This is a genomic window from Flavobacterium hankyongi, assembly GCF_036840915.1.
GTDB lineage: Bacteria > Bacteroidota > Bacteroidia > Flavobacteriales > Flavobacteriaceae > Flavobacterium > Flavobacterium hankyongi.
In genome coordinates, this window is the sequence record NZ_CP085725.1 from 1,451,827 (window position 1) to 1,471,351 (window position 19,525).

The 19,525-nt window shown below is 32.2% G+C and carries 23 protein-coding genes and 1 pseudogene; 14 read left to right on the top strand and 10 right to left on the bottom strand.

Features of this window, described 5'->3' with window-relative positions; genetic code table 11:
• Nucleotides 1-93: 93 nt before the first annotated feature.
• The 4 genes and pseudogenes from LJY17_RS06680 (at nucleotide 94) to LJY17_RS06695 (ending at nucleotide 2,416) form a co-directional block, all read left to right on the top strand.
• A complete protein-coding gene (locus LJY17_RS06680) occupies nucleotides 94-360 on the top strand; it encodes a type II toxin-antitoxin system Phd/YefM family antitoxin (RefSeq protein ID WP_264543069.1) in 267 nt (88 codons plus the stop codon).
• 3 nt (nucleotides 361-363) lie between these two features.
• Complete coding sequence (locus LJY17_RS06685; RefSeq protein ID WP_264543070.1) at nucleotides 364-639, top strand: Txe/YoeB family addiction module toxin; 276 nt, start codon at nucleotides 364-366, stop codon at nucleotides 637-639.
• Nucleotides 640-840: 201 nt separating this feature from the next.
• Nucleotides 841-1,644: pseudogene (locus LJY17_RS06690) on the top strand (RHS repeat-associated core domain-containing protein); the annotation flags it as partial.
• Nucleotides 1,645-1,708: 64 nt separating this feature from the next.
• Complete coding sequence (locus tag LJY17_RS06695; protein WP_264543071.1) at nucleotides 1,709-2,416, top strand: hypothetical protein; 708 nt, start codon at nucleotides 1,709-1,711, stop codon at nucleotides 2,414-2,416.
• A gap of 110 nt (nucleotides 2,417-2,526) precedes the next feature.
• Here the strand turns inward: LJY17_RS06695 and LJY17_RS06700 are convergent, their stop codons facing one another.
• Nucleotides 2,527-2,982: a hypothetical protein gene (locus LJY17_RS06700; protein WP_264543072.1), complete on the bottom strand. Its 456-nt coding sequence runs from the start codon at nucleotides 2,980-2,982 to the stop codon at nucleotides 2,527-2,529.
• 255 nt (nucleotides 2,983-3,237) lie between these two features.
• On the opposite strand from LJY17_RS06700, the gene LJY17_RS06705 reads away from it, so the two are divergent.
• Nucleotides 3,238-3,438 carry a hypothetical protein gene (locus tag LJY17_RS06705; RefSeq protein WP_264543073.1) on the top strand — a complete coding sequence of 67 codons (201 nt, stop codon included), beginning with the start codon at nucleotides 3,238-3,240 and terminating at the stop codon, nucleotides 3,436-3,438.
• Nucleotides 3,439-3,476: 38 nt separating this feature from the next.
• On the opposite strand, the gene LJY17_RS06710 is transcribed toward LJY17_RS06705, so the two are convergent.
• Nucleotides 3,477-4,043: a DUF2199 domain-containing protein gene (locus LJY17_RS06710; protein WP_264543074.1), complete on the bottom strand. Its 567-nt coding sequence runs from the start codon at nucleotides 4,041-4,043 to the stop codon at nucleotides 3,477-3,479.
• Between the two features lie 269 nt (nucleotides 4,044-4,312).
• The gene (locus LJY17_RS06715) at nucleotides 4,313-4,990 is read right to left on the bottom strand and encodes a hypothetical protein (RefSeq protein WP_264543075.1); all 678 of its coding nucleotides are present in this window, start codon (nucleotides 4,988-4,990) and stop codon (nucleotides 4,313-4,315) included.
• A gap of 241 nt (nucleotides 4,991-5,231) precedes the next feature.
• On the opposite strand from LJY17_RS06715, the gene LJY17_RS06720 reads away from it, so the two are divergent.
• From LJY17_RS06720 to LJY17_RS06745, 6 genes are all read left to right on the top strand, one after another.
• Nucleotides 5,232-5,900 (top strand): hypothetical protein, encoded by a 669-nt coding sequence (locus LJY17_RS06720; protein WP_264543076.1) that lies wholly within the window; start codon nucleotides 5,232-5,234, stop codon nucleotides 5,898-5,900.
• An 80-nt stretch (nucleotides 5,901-5,980) separates the two neighbouring features.
• Nucleotides 5,981-6,439, top strand: a complete 459-nt coding sequence (locus LJY17_RS06725; protein ID WP_264543077.1) for a hypothetical protein — start codon at nucleotides 5,981-5,983, stop codon at nucleotides 6,437-6,439.
• Nucleotides 6,440-6,584: 145 nt separating this feature from the next.
• A complete protein-coding gene (locus tag LJY17_RS06730; RefSeq protein WP_264543078.1) occupies nucleotides 6,585-7,139 on the top strand; it encodes an REP-associated tyrosine transposase in 555 nt (184 codons plus the stop codon).
• A 308-nt stretch (nucleotides 7,140-7,447) separates the two neighbouring features.
• Nucleotides 7,448-8,455 (top strand): DHH family phosphoesterase, encoded by a 1,008-nt coding sequence (locus LJY17_RS06735; RefSeq protein ID WP_264544884.1) that lies wholly within the window; start codon nucleotides 7,448-7,450, stop codon nucleotides 8,453-8,455.
• 5 nt (nucleotides 8,456-8,460) lie between these two features.
• Nucleotides 8,461-9,039, top strand: a complete 579-nt coding sequence (gene gldI, locus LJY17_RS06740) for a gliding motility-associated peptidyl-prolyl isomerase GldI (RefSeq protein WP_264543079.1) — start codon at nucleotides 8,461-8,463, stop codon at nucleotides 9,037-9,039.
• Nucleotides 9,040-9,062: 23 nt separating this feature from the next.
• On the top strand, nucleotides 9,063-10,166 hold the full coding sequence (locus tag LJY17_RS06745; RefSeq protein ID WP_413614506.1) for a peptidylprolyl isomerase: 1,104 nt from the start codon (nucleotides 9,063-9,065) through the stop codon (nucleotides 10,164-10,166).
• An 87-nt stretch (nucleotides 10,167-10,253) separates the two neighbouring features.
• Here LJY17_RS06745 and LJY17_RS06750 read toward each other — a convergent pair whose 3' ends face one another.
• The 5 genes from LJY17_RS06750 to LJY17_RS06770 all read right to left on the bottom strand — a co-directional run bounded on the left by LJY17_RS06750 (nucleotide 10,254) and on the right by LJY17_RS06770 (nucleotide 15,711).
• Nucleotides 10,254-10,694: a hypothetical protein gene (locus tag LJY17_RS06750; RefSeq protein ID WP_264543081.1), complete on the bottom strand. Its 441-nt coding sequence runs from the start codon at nucleotides 10,692-10,694 to the stop codon at nucleotides 10,254-10,256.
• A gap of 109 nt (nucleotides 10,695-10,803) precedes the next feature.
• Complete coding sequence (locus LJY17_RS06755; protein ID WP_264543082.1) at nucleotides 10,804-11,160, bottom strand: hypothetical protein; 357 nt, start codon at nucleotides 11,158-11,160, stop codon at nucleotides 10,804-10,806.
• 102 nt (nucleotides 11,161-11,262) lie between these two features.
• Nucleotides 11,263-12,441 carry an AIR synthase related protein gene (locus LJY17_RS06760; RefSeq protein ID WP_264543083.1) on the bottom strand — a complete coding sequence of 393 codons (1,179 nt, stop codon included), beginning with the start codon at nucleotides 12,439-12,441 and terminating at the stop codon, nucleotides 11,263-11,265.
• 128 nt (nucleotides 12,442-12,569) lie between these two features.
• Entirely contained in the window at nucleotides 12,570-13,454 is an 885-nt protein-coding gene (locus tag LJY17_RS06765; RefSeq protein ID WP_264543084.1) for an OmpA family protein, read from the bottom strand.
• A gap of 67 nt (nucleotides 13,455-13,521) precedes the next feature.
• The gene (locus LJY17_RS06770; protein WP_264543085.1) at nucleotides 13,522-15,711 is read right to left on the bottom strand and encodes a glutamine synthetase III; all 2,190 of its coding nucleotides are present in this window, start codon (nucleotides 15,709-15,711) and stop codon (nucleotides 13,522-13,524) included.
• A 189-nt stretch (nucleotides 15,712-15,900) separates the two neighbouring features.
• On the opposite strand from LJY17_RS06770, the gene LJY17_RS06775 reads away from it, so the two are divergent.
• Nucleotides 15,901-16,854, top strand: coding sequence for a TerC family protein (locus tag LJY17_RS06775; RefSeq protein ID WP_264543086.1), 954 nt, complete (start codon nucleotides 15,901-15,903; stop codon nucleotides 16,852-16,854).
• Between the two features lie 5 nt (nucleotides 16,855-16,859).
• Nucleotides 16,860-17,237 (top strand): YchJ family protein, encoded by a 378-nt coding sequence (locus LJY17_RS06780; RefSeq protein ID WP_264543087.1) that lies wholly within the window; start codon nucleotides 16,860-16,862, stop codon nucleotides 17,235-17,237.
• Here the strand turns inward: LJY17_RS06780 and LJY17_RS06785 are convergent.
• Both LJY17_RS06785 and LJY17_RS06790 read right to left on the bottom strand, forming a co-directional pair.
• Complete coding sequence (locus LJY17_RS06785) at nucleotides 17,230-18,150, bottom strand: T9SS C-terminal target domain-containing protein (RefSeq protein WP_264543088.1); 921 nt, start codon at nucleotides 18,148-18,150, stop codon at nucleotides 17,230-17,232. The two genes, LJY17_RS06780 and LJY17_RS06785, sit on opposite strands and share 8 nt — an antisense overlap.
• A gap of 7 nt (nucleotides 18,151-18,157) precedes the next feature.
• Nucleotides 18,158-18,757: a hypothetical protein gene (locus LJY17_RS06790; RefSeq protein ID WP_264543089.1), complete on the bottom strand. Its 600-nt coding sequence runs from the start codon at nucleotides 18,755-18,757 to the stop codon at nucleotides 18,158-18,160.
• Between the two features lie 253 nt (nucleotides 18,758-19,010).
• Between LJY17_RS06790 and LJY17_RS06795 the strand changes: the two genes are divergently transcribed.
• A complete protein-coding gene (locus tag LJY17_RS06795; RefSeq protein WP_264543090.1) occupies nucleotides 19,011-19,478 on the top strand; it encodes a hypothetical protein in 468 nt (155 codons plus the stop codon).
• The last annotated feature ends 47 nt before the right edge of the window (nucleotides 19,479-19,525 follow it).

Genomic DNA, 19,525 nt, shown 5'->3' on the forward strand with positions numbered 1-19,525 from the left:
AATTGTTTGTATTTGTTTCAAATTGTTTGCAAATGTTTGTAACTTTTTTGTACATTTGAACGTACAATAAGAAGTACAACAAAATTTAAGATTATGAAAGCAGTAACTATATCAACATTAAGAAAACACATCAAAGATTATTTTGATGAAGTTTCAGAATCCTCAGAAACAATTATCGTTCCTAGAAATAACGATGACGATGCTGTGGTTATTATATCGATTAAAGAATATAATTCCTTTATGGAAACACAACACCTATTATCAACCAATGCAAATAGAAAAAGACTTTTTGAATCCGTTGAACAAATTGAAAAAGGTGAATTGAAAGCATACAACCTTGATGAATTAGAACCAGCATAATCAATGAATATCGATTTTACAAAAAACGGCTGGGAAGATTTTGAATACTGGATTGAAAATGACGCAAGTATAGTAGTAAAAATCAAAGATTTAATGATGTCAATAAAGCAAGACCCGTTTAAAGGTCTTGGAAAACCAGAACCATTACGGTATGATTTGAAAGGGTTTTGGTCACGAAGAATTACCGATGAACATCGATTAGTTTACAAGGTGACTGGTACGAAAGGAACTGACCAGAGGTGTATTATACTTCAATGTAGGTTTCATTACGATGATTAATAAAAAGATTAGCTCCCAAATCGGGGGCTTTTTTTATGGGCTATTGTTTTGGTCGTACTGATAATCACTAAATAATCGATTTATTAGGATTTCTATACAAATCCCATTATTTTCGTCAGAGAAAACGTTCTTATTAATCACGATTGGAGACCTTTTGCTTTACTGAATTAGGGAAATTTCACAAAGTCCTATAAGTATAAGTTCAACGGTAAAGAGTTGCAGGACGAGCTGGGACTGAACATGTATGATTATGGTAGTCGCTTATACGACCCAGCGAGAGCGGGTTGGAGTAATATTGACCCTAAAGCTGAAGAAATGAGGAGATGGTCACCATATAATTACTGCTTTAACAATCCAATGAGATTTACTGACCCTGATGGAATGAAACCTGTGGATTGGTATCGCCATAAGATAACGGGTAAAATATCTTGGAAAGATGGTCAAAAGGAAAGATTAGGTTATGAAAGATTGGGACATACTCGTGGGTATACAGATAAAAATGGTAATAGAGCATTGTTAGATGGAGATACCAAGCAAATTTCTTATAACGGTAAGGTTCTGGCAGATTTTAGTCAAAATCCAAAAGCTGAATATGGTGGATATGCACTTGCAGATGGCGGAAACAGTCAAGACCCTAGTTCTTTAGATAGAGGTGGAAGAAATGCACAGTGGGTTGACTTAAAAGGATTGATAGGACTGATTGACTTACTACTAGGACGAGAACCAGGTAAAATGGGGAAAGCACATGATAATGGAAAAGGTACTAATGGTACTGGCAATGCAGACAGTAAAACTGGTGAAGCAATTGATGCTGTTGGCGCAGGCGCAGGTGCAACTACTGAAGGAAAAAATGCTATTGAACAAGCAAATAAGGAAGAAGCTGAGCCAGAAAAGCAAAAGCCTGAAGATATTTATTACATAAATGAAGACAAGAAAACAGGGAACACTACCTATTTAAATAAAACTTTTTACAACGAAGATGGTACACGAAAAAAAGATAAATAAAAAGCAAACAATTATTATTATAGGATTCATTGGATTTCTATTGTGTGTGTTTTTTTATTATAAAATGGAATCTAATAAAATATCTATTCTACAAGAGTTTAGTCCATCAGGGAAATTGGTAGGAACAAACGAATATGTAATTAGAAACGGAGATACCATTATGCATGGTAAATTTGTAAACTACAATGAACAAGGTAATAAAATAGCAGAAGGTCAATTTATTGATGGTGATATTTATGGAAAATGTGTTTACTATTATGATAATAAAAATATAAAATCAATTTATTATCGTCAAAACAGCAAAATAACTTTAGAATCTATTGATAACTATCCTGATGGTAAAACTGAACAATATACAATGTATGCCAATTTTGGAGAACCAATTTTTATTATAAAATATGATAAAAGTGGTGTAATAGACAGTTATAAAGGTAATCCACAATTAGAAATATATCAACATAAAGTCAATATCCAAACTCATCAAAATGAGCAAATCCAAAATTCTCTAAAAGTTGGAGATAAATTAAAATACAGTTATATGGTTGCTAACATTCCTAATGCAAAACGTAGTTTTACGATTGAAAATATAGGAATTGATAATGCTAAAGCTGAGCGAATTTTAAAAAATGTTCCCCCTACTCAAATAGATGTAGAGGAAGTGTTAACCAAAAAAGGTAAAAATACTATCAGGAGTATTGTTCGTTATGAGTTCAACGACAAGGTTACACCTGTTTTTACTGATACACTTTCGTTTGATGTAAATGTAAATTAAAGTATTAATTCGTTTTCAATAGCATTATTTAAAACGTATCAAAAGGGATGGTTTCCCATCCCTTTTTTTATAATAAAGGCTATAATTCTAAACTAAGTTGGCAGTATTGTTTACTTTTTTAATCTAAAATTACTAATCCGAATTTGTTTGATTTTCCATGCCCAACTTTCTTGTGTTTTGGAATTTCTATGAGTTCCTACATTTGGAACTTTTTCAAACTCTGATTTGTCAGTTTTCTGAATTTCGGTGTCAAATTGAAATGAAAATTTACTTCTGCTATTAATTAAAAGCACTGTAGCTTCTTCTTCATTTTCTTGAGCTTGACAGAAGTAAAATTCAATTGTTTCCTTTTTTTCAATTCTTGATAATGCTTCATTATTGTTCCAAATATCAATAATTTTATCAAAAGGTTCTCTTTTTATTTCAGTAAATTCAAATTCAGTTGAATTTTTCCGAGTTACCTTTAAAACTATTTTCTGTTTCAATTCAATATTGAATGAATTTCCATTATCATTTGTGAACGATAGAAAACAAAAACTTATAAGTAAAAGATATATTTTTTTCATGTAGGTTATGTGTTGCAAGAGCTATATTTATCCGCTAAAATAGTAATTAAAATATAAATTATCAAAAGACCTTTTAAGTTGATGAATGCTACAAGTGACGACACTAAAAAAATATAATTCCAGCAATGGCATTCGGCATTAAAACGCACCTAAAGGGATGGGTATCACGCTCATCTCTTTTTTATTTGATATATAACAGACATTTTGATTTTAAAAATTTAAGTTATATGTTAACTTAAATCATAAAATTTTATCATGACATACAAAATGATTCAGGAACTTTACAGAGAAACTTTTAACAGAACTATTAAAACTTGCTGGATAGCAGATGTTAAAAGAGAATTAGGTCAAACAACTAGAAAATCCTACAACAGATTGGATGGAAATTCAGTAAAATATCCTTGTCCAGATGGAAAAATAAAAATCTGGTTGAGAAACATACTAGCAATAAATTAAACTAAGAATTGAATGATGAATCAGATGTTTTTTGTTTATTACCAAAATTTCCACCATGCTTTTTTAGAATAAATGACTGATTCATCATTTTCAGTTTTTTGAAGCATAGTTTTAATTCTTGTCTCAGCTTCCTCTTTACTTATCCCATTATAATAATCTTTTACAAATGGGTGGTCAAAACTTTCATGAGGGAAAATTTCAGGTCTTTGATTTCCTTTTTTTGTTCTAACTGTTGTTGGAATACTTTCTGAGAATTCATATTCTGGGATATCATTGCTTAGCCAACCGAAATATTGTGTTTCATGGTTTTCATTATCAAAGTTCTCCATATAATCCTGAAAACTCTTCTCGCTTAAAGAAACCCAAAGACCATAATCTAAATCCTCACAATGGTCATTAACCGTTTGTGTCAACGTGCAACGAATAAATCTATCAATTTGATTTGAATGATTGATTATGCAAGTATCACTGTCTAGTTCAGCAATATTTTCTTTATCATGCTGTGAAAGATAATCATAATTATCGGGTGAAATGAATGTTAATGCTGGCCAACTTTCATGTGTCTTCCCACAACATTCACAAATGTATTTGGTTGAATCGTTCATTTCTTTTCATTTTTTTTGACCAATCCCTGCTAACTTACTCATATGTATGACAAAACTTACCAACGAAGCAAAATGGCATTGGCATACAAACACACCTAAAGGAATGAGCGTCAACAGAGTGCGCCCAAAAGTTTAGACAAATTTATAATTAAGTTTAATTCTATCGTTGTTAGTGGTCGTTGTTTTCTTGTATTTTCATTTCTTTTTTATATTCTTCTTTATAATTTCCATTTTCATCAAACATACTTTCGAATTGTCTATGGTTAATTTTACCCCCAAAAAACATTGGATTTATTGCTCCCCATTGAAAGGCGTAATTGAGTTTTATAATTTCCGTTAAAAATTGGTACTAATGTTACGGCTATTTCTTTGGGAGGTAAAACGATTGTTCCAACACCATTTCCACACATATATACGAACTTTTCCTGTATAGGTTTCCATTTGCCCGATTTGTCTTTTGCTTCTAAAATCAAAGGAATTATATCACCATAGCCAATTGGGATAGTATCTTTTGTTCTATTTCTTAATAATGCTGGATGAAAATTATTGATTTGTTTTGAGCTTACTTGAATTTCGATTTTTGGCTCTGACATAAATGAAAATCGATTTTCTTTATCCCATTCAATATAATAATCTGCATATGGTCGCTTTTTTCTTTTAATTTTAGATTTTTTTGGGGGGCTTTCTAAAGTTTCAAGAATTGAAAATGATATTCTCTTCAATGAAATTGAGTCTTGTAACTTTCCTAGATAATTAAAATTGTAATCTGCTGTAGAAATCCATGTTGGATTTTCCTCTCCAAAAGTGGATTCATATTTTATATTTATTGGATTTATTATTGTTGGAAATGCAGTTGGGAGTTCGGATTTTGGTTTAACCTTTTTTTCTTCATTTCTGCACCCGATAAGCAGTAAAAAAAAGCCTATTATAAAATATGATTGTTTCATGGAAAGTTTTGTTTACAATGACCGCTAACTTATTTATATGTATAACAAAACTAAAGAAAAACATCGATAATGCATTTTGTTAATCTGATTTGGCATTAAAACGCACCTAAAGGGATGGGCATCACGCTCATCTCTTTTTTGTTTCCACCACCCCACCTTAATCAATAGATGAAGGAATCTGTGGTTAGGTTTTTTAATGAATTGTGTTTAGGTTTGTAAGTAAATTCAAATTTTAAAAAAGATGGCAAAGAATGAAGTTAATGGATTTTGGTCATTACTCCACGCAAATAGATGGATGAAAATAACATTTGTAACAATTGCTAGCTTCGTTGCTCTGGTTATATCTGGTTGTATTATTTATGGTTTTACCCATGGTTATGTTTACAGCGGAAAATATGGAGAATTTGCTCCCCAAAAAAAAGAAAATAATCCAACAATAATTACTAAAAAAAACGAACCCAATTCTATTGAAAATAAAGAGAAAAGCGATAACCCGAAAATTATATACATAAAAACTAAACCTGAATTAACAAAGGTTGATACATCTAAAAGTACATCTTCCCAAGTAAATGTTACCAGCTATAATCAATCTGGGGGGATAACCGCTAATAAAGTCACTATCGAAAAAATAAAAAAAGATAGGGTTCTGAAAATGCAGGATGAAGTTTCTTTATCAGTCAAATTGCCATATAAAGACCAAGCCATAACTGTCTGGTCACTTATGGGTGACCCTGAATCTTATAAATTTGCGAAACAGATTCATACCTTTTTAATTACTTCAAAATATTCAAACGTATATCAAAATATTAGAACGTATATGCGAACTCCACCTTTTTATGGTGCTGAAATAAAGTGGGATGAAAATGAAAAAACTAATAATATTTACGTAGGAATTGCTCCCGAAAATTAAAGCTAAGTTTTTCTATTGAAACTATTACATAACAAAAAAACCGATAGCGCGGATTTAAAATTGAATTAAAAAAAACAACAATGTGGAAATTTTATAGTTTATTATTAATGACTGTTTTCTCTTTACAATGTTTTGGTCAGAAAGTTGATTATTCATCAAAACTAATTGGTTCTTGGAGTTACGTAGAGTCAAGAGATGAACAAGGAAAGAAAATAGAACCCGACAATGGGATAAGAATTTTAATGAATGAACCTAACCTATTTTATAGTAATGATTTTAATTACAAAAAGATATTTACTCCTGAAAATTCTGATACTGGAAAATGGAAATTTAATTCTAAAACCATGACCATAGAACATGATTTGTTCATTGATAGTACAGATTTTATTGGTAAAGACTTAATAAAGCAAGGATTAGCAAAAAAGCAAAAAGACGGTAAGTATTATCAGAAGGATGACTCTAAAGTTTTAAAATTGACAGATAAAGAAATGATTATACAAGGAACTGGAATTCAGGTTGTTTATAAAAAGGAAAAATAATCTGTTTCCAGCAATGGCATTCGGCATTATAACGCACCTAAAGGGATGGGCATCAACCCGATAGCGCGGATTTGCAATCCGTGCCATCAAAGAATATAAACTGCAACTGTAAAAAGTTGTAGTTTTGTTTTTTTTTACATACACCATGTCAACAAAATATAAAGCCACAACTACAGATGAAGCCTATTTTATCACTATTACAACTGTAGGCTGGATAGATGTGTTTACAAGATTAAATCAAAAACAAAACATCATCAATGCACTACACTACTGCCAGTTACATAAAGGACTCGAAATTTATGCTTATTGCATTATGTCAAGTCATTTACACTTGCTTTGCAAAGCTACAGATGGTTTCATTTTATCAGATGTCATCAGAGATTTTAAAAAATTTACTTCAAAAAAGATAATCCAAACTATAATTGATGAGCCTGAAAGTCGAAGAGAATGGTTATTAGAGTATTTTAAAAAAACGTGCGAACATTTAAAAAGAGAGCAGCATTATAAGGTTTGGCAAGATGGTTATCATGCAGAACAGATTTATAGCAATTCGTTTATAAAACAGAAGATAAACTATATTCATAATAATCCTGTAAAAGACAAAATAGTGTCATTACCAGAAGATTATTATTTTAGCTCAGCAAGAAATTATGCGGGTTTAGAAAATGATTTAGAACTGATTTTGTTAGATTTGTTTTAATTTATTTATGGCACGGATTGCAAATCCGCGCTATCGGGTTTTATTTTAAAAAGAGTAAATAATCTGGAAACAAATGAATATAAAATAAAATGGGCAGAAAACATCAGAAAAGCTAGAAATTTTAAAGAATTAATAATTAACGAATAACACATCTGAACAAAGTATGACTACGTCGAATTTTCGATTTCACGACTTTGAGAGATATTAATACAAAAGCTATAACAAAAACATTACAGCTTTTTTTATTCAAAAAAACACACTTTATAAGTTTATTTTTTAAGTAGAATAAATTGTATTTTCGCAACATGATGAATGAACAAGATATTGAAGCAATAAAAACACTATTAGCTTCACCAAAAAAAATAATTATAATACCACATCGCAATCAGGATGGAGACTCTATGGGCTCGACCTTAGGATTGTATCATTTTTTGATTCAGTTGCAACACGAAGTAACTGTAATTTCACCCAACGAATTTGCAGATTATTTAGCTTGGATGCCTGATGCCGATAAAGTATTGCTTTTTGAAGAAAATAATGAAGCTTGCGAACCTAAATTAAACGAGGCTGACATTATTTTTACTTTAGATTTTAACGCACTTCATAGAACTGGTGAGTTCATGGGAAGTTTTTTGGAAAAATTAGATAAAACTTTCATCATGATAGACCATCATCAGTTACCAGATGGATATGCAAAATACATGTATTCTGATACTAAAATGAGTTCGACCTGTGAAATGGTGTATCATTTTATCACTCAATTGGGTCAAGAAGATTTAATAAATGCTACTGTTGGCACTTGTTTATATACAGGTTTAGTGACCGATACTGGTTCATTTCGATTTTCATCAACAACTAGCACCACTTTACGCGTTGCAGCCAATTTAGTAGACAAAGGTGTTAACAGTGCTCAAATTCACAACAACTTATTTGATACAAGTTCGTACAATAGATTACAGCTTTTAGGAAAGGCTTTACAAAACATGAAGCTTATGCCTGAATACAAAACTTCCTATATTACTCTTACTCAAGAAGAGCTTGATTCACATTATTATCAAAAAGGAGATACAGAAGGTTTTGTTAATTATGGATTAACTATTGACGGAATCGATTTTACTGCTATCTTTATCGAAAATAAATCGGAAGGAATCATTAAAATTTCATTCCGTTCTCAAGGTCACTTTGATGTAAATCAGTTTGCCAGAGATTATTTTAACGGTGGAGGGCATATAAATGCAGCTGGCGGAAAATCATTAGAGACATTGGAAGAAACCGTTGCCAAATTCATCAAAATTGTAAAAGAAACTAAAAAGTAAAAAATATGAAGGCTTTAAAAATTGTAGGATGTTTACTTCTTGGCATGAATTTAGTTACTTGTTGTTCACAAAAACAAGAAGCAAGAAGACCTGTTTCTCATGCTTCGGGTGAGTTTATGAAACAATCAGTAGAAAGAAATAAAAAATTAAACCAAAACGAAGAAAGCATTATTGCTAATATCATTAAAAAAGATACAGCTTCAGATTATATTGCTTCGACAAAAGGATATTGGTACACCTATTTAGCTAAAAACGAAGCCTCGACAGAAAAACCTGAAAAAGGTGAAATTGCTTTCTTTGATTACGAAATTAAAGATTTAAACGGTAAGACCATTTATTCTCAAACCGAATTGAAGCCTCAGCAATATAGAGTTGACAAACAAGACATGCTGATTGGAATACGATACGGTCTTAAACTAATGAATACAGGCGATAAGGTTAAATTCCTTTTCCCTTCTCATTTGGCTTTTGGGTATCATGGTGACAATAACAGAATTGGCACGAACCAACCTTTAATGTGTATTGTTACACTTAATGATGTTAAACCAGACCCTACAGCAAAACCAGAAACTAAAATTGAATAACTATATAACTATTATTAACTAAAATGAATCGAATGACAAGTTTATTTTTAAGTTTTTTCGCTTTCTTATTTTCATGCAATTCAGGTGATCAAAATTTACCTGACGGAATGTATGCAGAATTAGAAACAAGCAAAGGAAAAATCGTTTTACAATTAGAATACGAAAAAACTCCGGTAACGGTTGCCAACTTCGTTGCATTAGCCGAAGGAAAAAACACTATGGTTAATGAAAAATACAGCGGCAAACCTTTTTATGACGGATTAAAATTTCATAGAGTTATTGCTGATTTCATGATTCAAGGTGGTGATCCTGACGGAAACGGTTCTGGAGGACCAGGATATAAATTTAAAGATGAAATAGTTCCTGAATTAAAACATACAGGAGCAGGAATTTTGTCGATGGCAAATGCTGGACCAGGTACAAATGGTTCACAATTTTTTATTACTCACAAAGCAACACCTTGGTTAGACGGTCGTCATACAGTATTTGGTCATGTGGTAACTGGTCAAGATGTTGTAAATGCTATTGCTCAAGATGATGTAATTAAAAAAGTTACTATCATCCGTAAAGGTGCAAAAGCTAAAAAGTTTGATGCAGCAAAAATCTTTAAAGATCACGTGCAAAATCAAGTAGCTGAACAAAAGGCTAATGAAGCTAAATATGCAAAAGTAAAAGCGGATAAAGTAGCGGCATTTGCACAAGCTAAAGCATCAGGAACAAAAACAGAATCTGGATTAGTTTATAACATTATCCAAAAAGGTTCTGGCAAAAAGCCAGTAGCAGGTTCTACAGTATATGTTAACTACGCTGGATATTTTGAAGATGGCAACTTATTTGATTCAAGTTATGCAGATATAAATAAAGCATACGGGAAATGGGATGCTCAACGTGCTGCTCAAAATGGCTACCAACCTTTCCCTTTCCAAGCTGGAAAAAAAGATGGTTTAATCCCAGGCTTTTTAGAAGGTTTAGAGAAAATGAACATTGGTGACAAAGCATTACTTTTCATTCCATCAAATTTAGGATACGGAGCTCAAGGTGCTGGTGGTGTTATTCCTCCTAATACTAATTTAGTTTTCGAATTAGAATTATTAGAAGTTATGCCAAATGCAACTTTAACGAAATAATACAAATAAAAAATCCCGCTCAAAAGGCGGGATTTTTTTATTTTATACAACTCTCCCTTCGACTACGCTCAGGGATCCTAAGAAGATTTAACCTTTAAACTTCCAGTCGAATTCATCAGCTTTTTCGTTAAAAACAGCTCCTAATTCGAAACGAATAACTTCGTTATATTCTACCTGAAAAATCATCCAGTTACTTTCGTTAAAGTAATTGTCAACCGAATCAAACGATTCTACTTCCATTGCTTTAAAATTCTTTGACTTTAATAATTCTTCAATTTTTTGGATTGGTTGATTGATTATCTTCTCATCAAACAATTCTAATTCAGGATTTGAAGAAATGATGTAACCAAAACGAAATTCTTCGTCTTCATAAAATGTCAAGCGCCATTTTTTATCATTATAGATATAAATGATGTTTTGATCTTCGTCATTAAATTGTTTATCAGGAGTGCCATAGATTTTTTCTACGTCTTTTTGTTTCATCCCGAATACTAATTGGTCAATACCTATTTTCGGATTTATTTTCATATTTTTTATTTATGCTAATTTCTTTTCTTGACCACCCTTCGACTCCGCTCAGGGTTCAATACTAAAAAAGATTTACAAAATTTCTTTTACTTATTAATGAAAACTAATTTTACTCATTAAACTCATCGTAACGCACTGGCACTTGGGGATCATATAACGGACATTTAAATTCTTCCATCATTTGACATAGTTTTTCCATATCATTTCCTTTTGTTCCGTAACAATTAATTTGAACACTTTGCTTTGTGGTAACTATATGAAACGCCCCTGCTCCTTTTGTATTCTTAAAACTAAATTCGTCTACTCTTTCCCAATTTGAAAAAGCATTAGCAATTCTACTCAAAATTACTTGAATTGGTAATTCTTCCAGACCTTCAACAGGTTGATTTTCAATTAAAGATTCATAAACTTCTTGATGATTTAAATAAACCTCATCTAAGTATTTCCAGAAAAGTAGTTCGTACATGTTTGAATTTTATTTTAGCCCCGATGGAAGCGGCATCCTTTTTTGCAGCCTTCGAGAACCTCAGGCTACAAAAAAGATACAGCGTACAGCGGGAAATTGCTACTAATATTCAAAAGTACCAAATTCAGATGTAATAGTCAGTTTTTTGTCGTCTGAAGCTTCTACTCTACCTACGATTTGCGCATCTACTCCAAAAGAATTAGAAATTTCTATAATATCTGAAGCGATTTCTGCAGGAACATACAATTCCATACGGTGACCAGAGTTAAAAACCTGATACATTTCTTTCCAATCGGTTCCAGATTGCTCCTGAATCAATTTGAACAAAGGAGGCACAGGGAATAAATTATCTTTAATCACATGTACATTGTCTACAAAGTGCAACACTTTTGTTTGTGCTCCACCGCTACAATGTACCATTCCGTGAATGTCGTTTGGAGTATATTTTTCTAGTATTTTTTTAATAATAGGTGCGTAAGTACGTGTTGGTGATAACACCAATTTACCAGCATCTATAGGAGAACCTTCTACAGTATCTGTCAATTTTACATTTCCTGAATACACTAAATCAGTTGGAACCGAAGCATCGTAACTTTCAGGATATTTTTCTGCCAAATATTTAGCAAAAACATCGTGACGGGCAGAAGTTAATCCGTTACTACCCATTCCGCCATTATATGATTTCTCGTATTTTGCCTGACCAAAAGAAGCTAATCCTACGATAACATCACCTACCTTAATATTAGCATTATCGATTACATCGCTACGTTTCATACGTGCTGTAACTGTAGAATCTACTATAATTGTGCGTACCAAATCTCCCACATCGGCAGTTTCACCGCCAGTAGAATTGATGGTAACACCAAATGATTTTAATTCTTCTATTAATTCTTCTGTCCCATTGATGATTGCTGAAAGTACTTCACCAGGAATCAGATTTTTATTTCTTCCAATGGTTGAAGACAACATAATATTATCGACAGCACCCACACACAATAAATCATCAATATTCATGATTAATGCATCCTGAGCAATACCTTTCCAAACAGAAATATCACCTGTCTCTTTCCAATACATGTATGCCAATGATGATTTTGTCCCTGCACCGTCTGCGTGCATGATTAAGCAATAATCATCATCGTTTGTTAAATAATCTGGAACAATTTTACAAAATGCCTTTGGGAATAATCCTTTGTCAATGTTTTTGATAGCATTATGCACATCTTCTTTGGCAGCAGAAACGCCACGAAGTGCATACCTTTTTGAAGTATCTGAACTCATGAAATAGTTAGTGTTGTTTTTTCAGTTTCACTTCGATGCTTCGACTATGTTCAGCACAAGCAGCTCAGTGCACTAATTAGTTGTTGTTTTGCAAAGATAAAATTTAATTATGAATTATGAGTTCATTTTTAGTTTGCAATTATTTCAATTTCTACGCGGCGGTTGGCTGCTCGTTCTATTTCTGTTTTTTCAGGTAAAACAAATAATGGCTGCGTACTTCCAAAACCTTGGTAACTCATGCGTGCCTTATCAATTTCATTGATTTCTAAAAACTTATAAACAGCTTTGGCTCGTTGTGTAGATAAATCTTGCTTGTCTGATTTTACACAACACACATGACCTTGAATATCGATTTTGAGTTTTGGATTGTTTTGCATTACCAAGAGTAATTCGTACAATTTACCTCTTGATTCATTAGTTACAGCAAACGTATTTAAAATAAAATTTAGGTTCTCTATTTTTAGTTTTTGACCTTTTTGAGCTTCATTTAATGTCTTCATAAAGTTAACATCTAAGCTATATTCCGATTTTGTGCCGTTAGGATTCGTAACCGTTACTTTACTTGGGAAAGATGGTTTTTTCTTAATAGTATATCCTTTTGCTTTTAATCCCAAAATTTCTTCTTCGCGTGACAAATCTTTGGAAAGTAAGTAATAAATAATAACCTTTCTATTTTCTTTTTTATTAGGAGATTGCTGAAAGTTTTCACCAAAACTTATCTTTTTAAAATCTTCACGAATTTTCACTTTTCCGTTAATGATTTTATAGATTGATTCAACTCTTTTTACTGCTAAAGTATCGTTGTATTGATTGGTTCCATCTTCATCTGTAAAACCATACATCGATAAAATTTTAGACTCTTTGTTTTTCATCATCCAATTGAGGAATGACTCGTATTCAGAGGTGTTTAAAGTATGCTTATTACTGTCAAAATAAATAGAATATTGTTCCTGAGCATTTATTTTTAAAGATGCTACAAGACCAAACAACAATAACACAACCAAATTCTTCATATAACGAATATAAACAAAAAAACTGTCTGGATTACTCCAGACAGCTTCAATATTATGAAGTTCAAAATTATTTTGTAAATAATAATTCTCTGTACTTAGTCAATGTCCAAATTTCGTCATCAACCAATAATTCTAACTTATCGCAGTGTTCGCGTATAACATCGAAATAAGGTTTCACTTTATCACAGTAAGCCTCTGCCATTTTTTCGGTACTAGTCAAATTATTTGCTTTCTTACGCTCTTCGATCATAGCATCCACATTACTGTTGATTCCTTCGATATGTTCAGAGATTTCTTTGATTAAACCGATTTGCTCTTTTGCAATTTTTTCAAAATCCTTTCCAAAAATTTCCTTCAACCCTTTCACGTTTTCGATTAGGATATTTTGGTAACGAATAGCCGTTGGGATAACATGGTTACGAGCTATATCACCTAACACACGTCCTTCGATTTGAATTTTCTTAGTGTATTCTTCCAATTCGATTTCGTAACGAGCTTCAACCTCAACATGGTTCATTACTCCTAATTCATGGAATAAATCCATTGCTATTTTAGAAACTTTAGATTTTAATGCTTTTGGAGTTGTTTTATGATTGCTTAAACCTCGCTTTTTAGCTTCTTTTTCCCAAGCTTCGCTATAACCATCTCCTTCGAAAAGGATATTTTTAGTTACTTTGATATATTCTCTCAATACATTGAAGATTGCTTCATCTTTCTTCAATCCTTTTTTATCGATCAATGCATCTACTTCCGCTTTGAAATCAATTAACTGCTTCGCTACAATTGAGTTTAGAGTTGTCATTGAAACAGCACAGTTAGCCGAAGAACCTACAGCACGGAATTCGAATTTATTACCTGTGAAGGCGAACGGAGACGTTCTGTTTCTGTCGGTATTGTCCAATAAAACGTCTGGTAATTTACCAACCACGTTTAGTTTTAAATCGGTTTTCTCTTCAGGAGATAATTTTCCGTTAGACACCCCTTCTAATTCAGCCAATACTTTCGTCAACTGTTGTCCGATAAACACAGAGATGATAGCGGGAGGTGCTTCGTTAGCACCAAGACGGTGGTCATTACTTGCCGAAGCGATTGATGCTCTCAATAATTCTTCATAGTCGTGAACCGCTTTGATCGTATTGATGAAGAACGTTAAGAACTGTAAGTTACTCATAGGCGTTTTACCAGGACTTAACAAGTTAATTCCCGTATCTGTTGCCAATGACCAGTTATTGTGTTTACCTGAACCATTTACTCCTTTGAAAGGCTTTTCGTGGAATAATACTTTAAAGTCATGACGCTCTGCCACTTTTTGCATAACATCCATTAACAAAGAGTTATGATCCACAGCCAAGTTAGTCTCTTCAAAAATTGGAGCCAACTCAAACTGGTTAGGAGCCACCTCGTTATGACGTGTTTTTACCGGAATACCTAATAACATGCACTCATTTTCAAGGTCTCTCATGTATTGTAATACACGCGTTGGAATCGAACCAAAATAATGATCATCCAATTGTTGCCCTTTAGAAGACGTGTGCCCCAATAACGTTCTTCCTGTTGCCAAGATATCAGGACGTGAATAAGCCAAAGCACTGTCTACAAGGAAATATTCCTGTTCCCAACCTAATGTTGGCGTAATTTTTTTAACGTTTTTATCAAAATATTTAGCTACATCCGTTGCAGCTGTATCGATAGCATGTAACGCTCTTAACAAAGGCGTTTTATTATCCAGCGCTTCCCCAGTATAAGATACGAAAACCGTTGGAATACATAAAGTAGTACCAAAGATGAACGCAGGAGATGTTGGATCCCATGCTGTATATCCACGAGCTTCAAAAGTATTTCTAATTCCACCATTAGGGAAAGAAGAAGCATCTGGCTCCTGCTGTACTAATTGACTTCCACCGAATTTCTCTACTGGATCACTACCGTCCATAGATGTTTCAAAGAAAGCATCGTGTTTTTCAGCAGTAGTACCTGTTAAAGGTTGGAACCAGTGTGTATAGTGAGTAACTCCTTTAGACAACGCCCATTCTTTCATCCCCATAGCGATGTATTCTGCTAATTTACGGTCAATTTTAGTTCCGTGCTGAATAGCGCTTTGTACTGCTTTATAAGCTTCTGGAGTTAAAAATTGTCGCATGGCTTTATCGCCAAAAACGTTTGTACCAAAAATTGCCGACTTTCTGTCTAGTTCTTCCACTGCTACCGGCTTTCTGCTAGTCGCTTTTTGTAGAGATTGAAATCGTAGTGTTGCCATAAAATTAAATAATTTGAGTTATACCCCTTAAATTTTAAGCAAATATATTCAAATTTTGAATTTAATCAACATACACCCCTGTAAATTTAATGGTAAATTGTAAAAAATTTAATTTCAAGACACAAAACCTCTAAAACTTTAATATTCCAAAATCAAAGATTATATTTGTAAACCTCAAAATAGTAAGATATGATTGTTTGGATTTGTTTTTTAGTAGCCGTATTTATTTTTCTTGCATTAGACTTAGGGGTTTTTAACAAAAACCCACATATCATTTCCACAAAAGAAGCCAGCATGTGGACAGCAATTTGGGTTTCTTTATCATTTGCTTTTTCAGGCGTTATTTACTGGCTATACCAAAGTGGTTATGTAGCAAATCCTGATCAATTGAAGCCTGCAGCGGCCACAATGAAATACATTACTGGTTATTTAATTGAACTATCCTTAAGTATTGACAATATATTTGTAATAGCCGTAATTTTTGCCTCATTTAAGATTCCGCAAAAATACCAACACCGAGTTTTGTTTTGGGGAATCCTTGGCGCCATTGTTTTTAGAGGATTAATGATATACTTTGGCGTATTAATTATCAACAAATTCAGTTGGACTACCTATTTGTTTGGCGGATTCTTATTGTTCACAGCAATAAAAATGTTATTTAATAGTGAAGAAGATGACTTTGAACCTAAAGAATCTTTTATTTACAGAGCACTAGGCAAAGTCATGCCACTTACTTCAGAAAGTGATGGTGAAAAATTTTTCATACCCACTAAAAAAGGAAGAGCTGCAACCCCTTTATTTGTAGCCTTAATAGTTATTGAAGTAATGGATGTTTTATTTGCTGTTGATAGCGTTCCTGCTATTTTAGCCATTACATCTGATCCATTTTTAGTATTCAGTTCTAATATTTTTGCAATCCTTGGTTTAAGATCCATGTATTTCTTCTTAGCTAATATGCTCGAAAAATTTAGCTACTTAGAATATAGCTTAATAGCGATTTTGACTTTCGTAGGTATTAAAATGCTTTTAGTTCATTACTACAAATTCCCTGAATGGGTTTCATTAGGATTTATTGCAATTTCTTTGATAACTGGCATTTTAGTTTCTATTAGATTAGGAGGAGAAGAAGATTTAGAAGAATAATCAAAATGAGTTCTAACTGTTATTGTGGCAAAACACTTTCTTTTGAAGATTGTTGTAAACCAATAATTGAAGGCAAGAAAAAAGCTTCTTCAGCAGAAGATTTAATGCGTTCACGCTATAGTGCATTTGCAACTGGTGCAGCTGATTATTTGGTTAAAACTACTCATATTTCGACTCGGAAATTCCATAAAAAAGATGACATTTTAAACTGGTCAAAAAGTAACCAATGGATTCGTTTGGAGGTTTTAGAAGCTACAGAAACCACAGTTACTTTTAAAGCCTATTACTTAGACGAAAGACTAAAAGCGCAAATTCATTACGAAAAATCAACTTTTGCTTTAGAAAACGGAATTTGGTTTTATGTAGATGGCGAGTTTAATTAGCATTAAAAAATCTTGATAAATCAAGTTTGTGCATTTGTTGGGGCTTATGAATTGGTCCAAATTTCAATTCTTCGTTAGTTAGATAATATTTTTTACCATCTTTAGTAGTAATGGACTCAATTTGAAGAAATCTTGGTTTTACTTTTATCTTTTTATGACTTCCTGAAAAGAAATCATTTGCTGAAAAATCATAAAACAAATCAATAAAAGGCTTACCTTTTTTAGAATAACCACATAAGAGCAATCTGTTTTCAAACAAAGAAGCACCAGTCACTAATCCTTTTACATTAAATACTTCCTTTTGCTTTGCGATATATTCTCCAGACGCTTTAGGCAAAGTATAGATAGTTGTATAATTAGTTTTCCATTCTTTCGTAAACAAATAAATACTGTCCTGAGTTACAACAAAAGCTTCACAATCAAAATTGGTATTATTGGGCTTTTTATGATCAAATTCGTTTTGATTTTCATACTTAAATTTGATGTATTCAATTTTAGGTGATTTATTAATTAATAACAACTTATCAATTTTAAGAATATTTAAATTCTGTCTATTACCTGAAGTATTATTACCTAAATCTCCTATATAAACAAACCCCTCATCTTGAGCAATTTCTTCCCAATCTTGATTCACAACATTAGGCAATGAATATGTTTCCAGAATTGAACCGTTTAATGTATCTAATGCATACAAACTAGTATCAGTATCGTCATTATGCGTCCAAAGTTTTCCATTCCAATGAATCAAGCCAGAGGTTTCTTTTAGCTTATTCTCTAGAATCAAAGAATTAGTAAGCCTTATTTTATTCTTTTTAAAAGTTTCTTTTTTTATCTCTTGAGCATTCATCAAAGTTGAAAGTATCAAGCAAAATAAAATAGTCGTTTTAGTCCTAAAAAAATTAAAATTACTCATCAAAAAATTACATTTTAATATATTTTGAAAATTGACTAACAAGCTCTTCTAATGTAATTCGGCTTGCTGAGGAAGTAGAATTTAAAATGATGCAATTTATTTTTCGTTTGTCGATGTAAATATGAAAATTTCTTTCGGAGGCTATTTTAAAATCGATAGGATACTTTGCAAATAGCTTTTGCTTTTCTGTATACTTTATAAAGTTTTGAGCCGCACTATTTTTGGCGGAGAAACCAAGTAATACTATTTGCTCTAATTCTGGATGATTATTCACGATTGAAATTATATCTTGAAACTCGACAATTTCTATGTTCGAATCTAGCGAACTATTGTTTTTCCTTTTTATTTTCAAAGCGATATCGTGAATACCTAAATGAAGTTTCCTCATTATCGCTTTACGTTCTTCAATAGCTTTGCGTGTATCGGAAAGATTAGCTACCAACTCTATCCCAGAAATTTGCGCCATGACTTTCCAAAATCTATTTTGTTTGTTGGGATAGTAAAACGGAAATGACCATTTGCTTTGATAGGGCGGAAAACTCCCCAACACTAAGGTTTTCATTGGTGAAAAATCGTAAAACCAATTGGGATGGGTTTCTATTGCCATTTATATTGTAAAAGTTAATCCTTGTAAATGTAACGAACTATTTATCGTTGTTCACCATTACTACTTTGTGATATTTTTTTTGTGATAAATAAAATTATCACATTTGTTTTCAAGAAGCTAACACAAGAGTACAATACCTTTATTTTAACAATCATTTTCGTTATATTTGGGAGAAGCAATGTAAACGCGATTGAATAGGTTAACCTATTTTTGAGTTATGTGTCAGTTTGGAAAAACTTTACGAATAGATTTTATGGAAACAAAAAGGCATAAGCTTTTAGAAATTTTAGCGACTAGAGCAATTGCTATTAATCTTAGGGAAATCAAAGAAAGTGCTACAGGAGTATCATACGAAGAGATTTGTAAAAAATTAAAATGTGATAGAACGGAATTATATCAAATATCTTCTTTACTATATATAGAAAAAGAAGTAATTTATCATAATAATTATGGAGTTAATGGCTTGTGCGCTACTGAAAAAGGTATTTCTTCATATACGTACAAAAAATATTTGCGCGCTAGAAATTCGAGAATAAAAAATAACATTAAAGACATTGTAAGCATTTTGATTCCCGTTTTATCTTTAATAATAACAATTTTAGTTATTCTAAAAAATAATGGACAAACGAATCGCGAAACACAGTCAATAAAAGAAAGAATACAAGTAATCGAAAATAAAATTAACAAGCTGAAAGCAAAAAATAATACTACCTCTAGCTGACGCGAGCGTCTCGCTCGTGCCTAATTAAAAAAACAAAATATATTCTT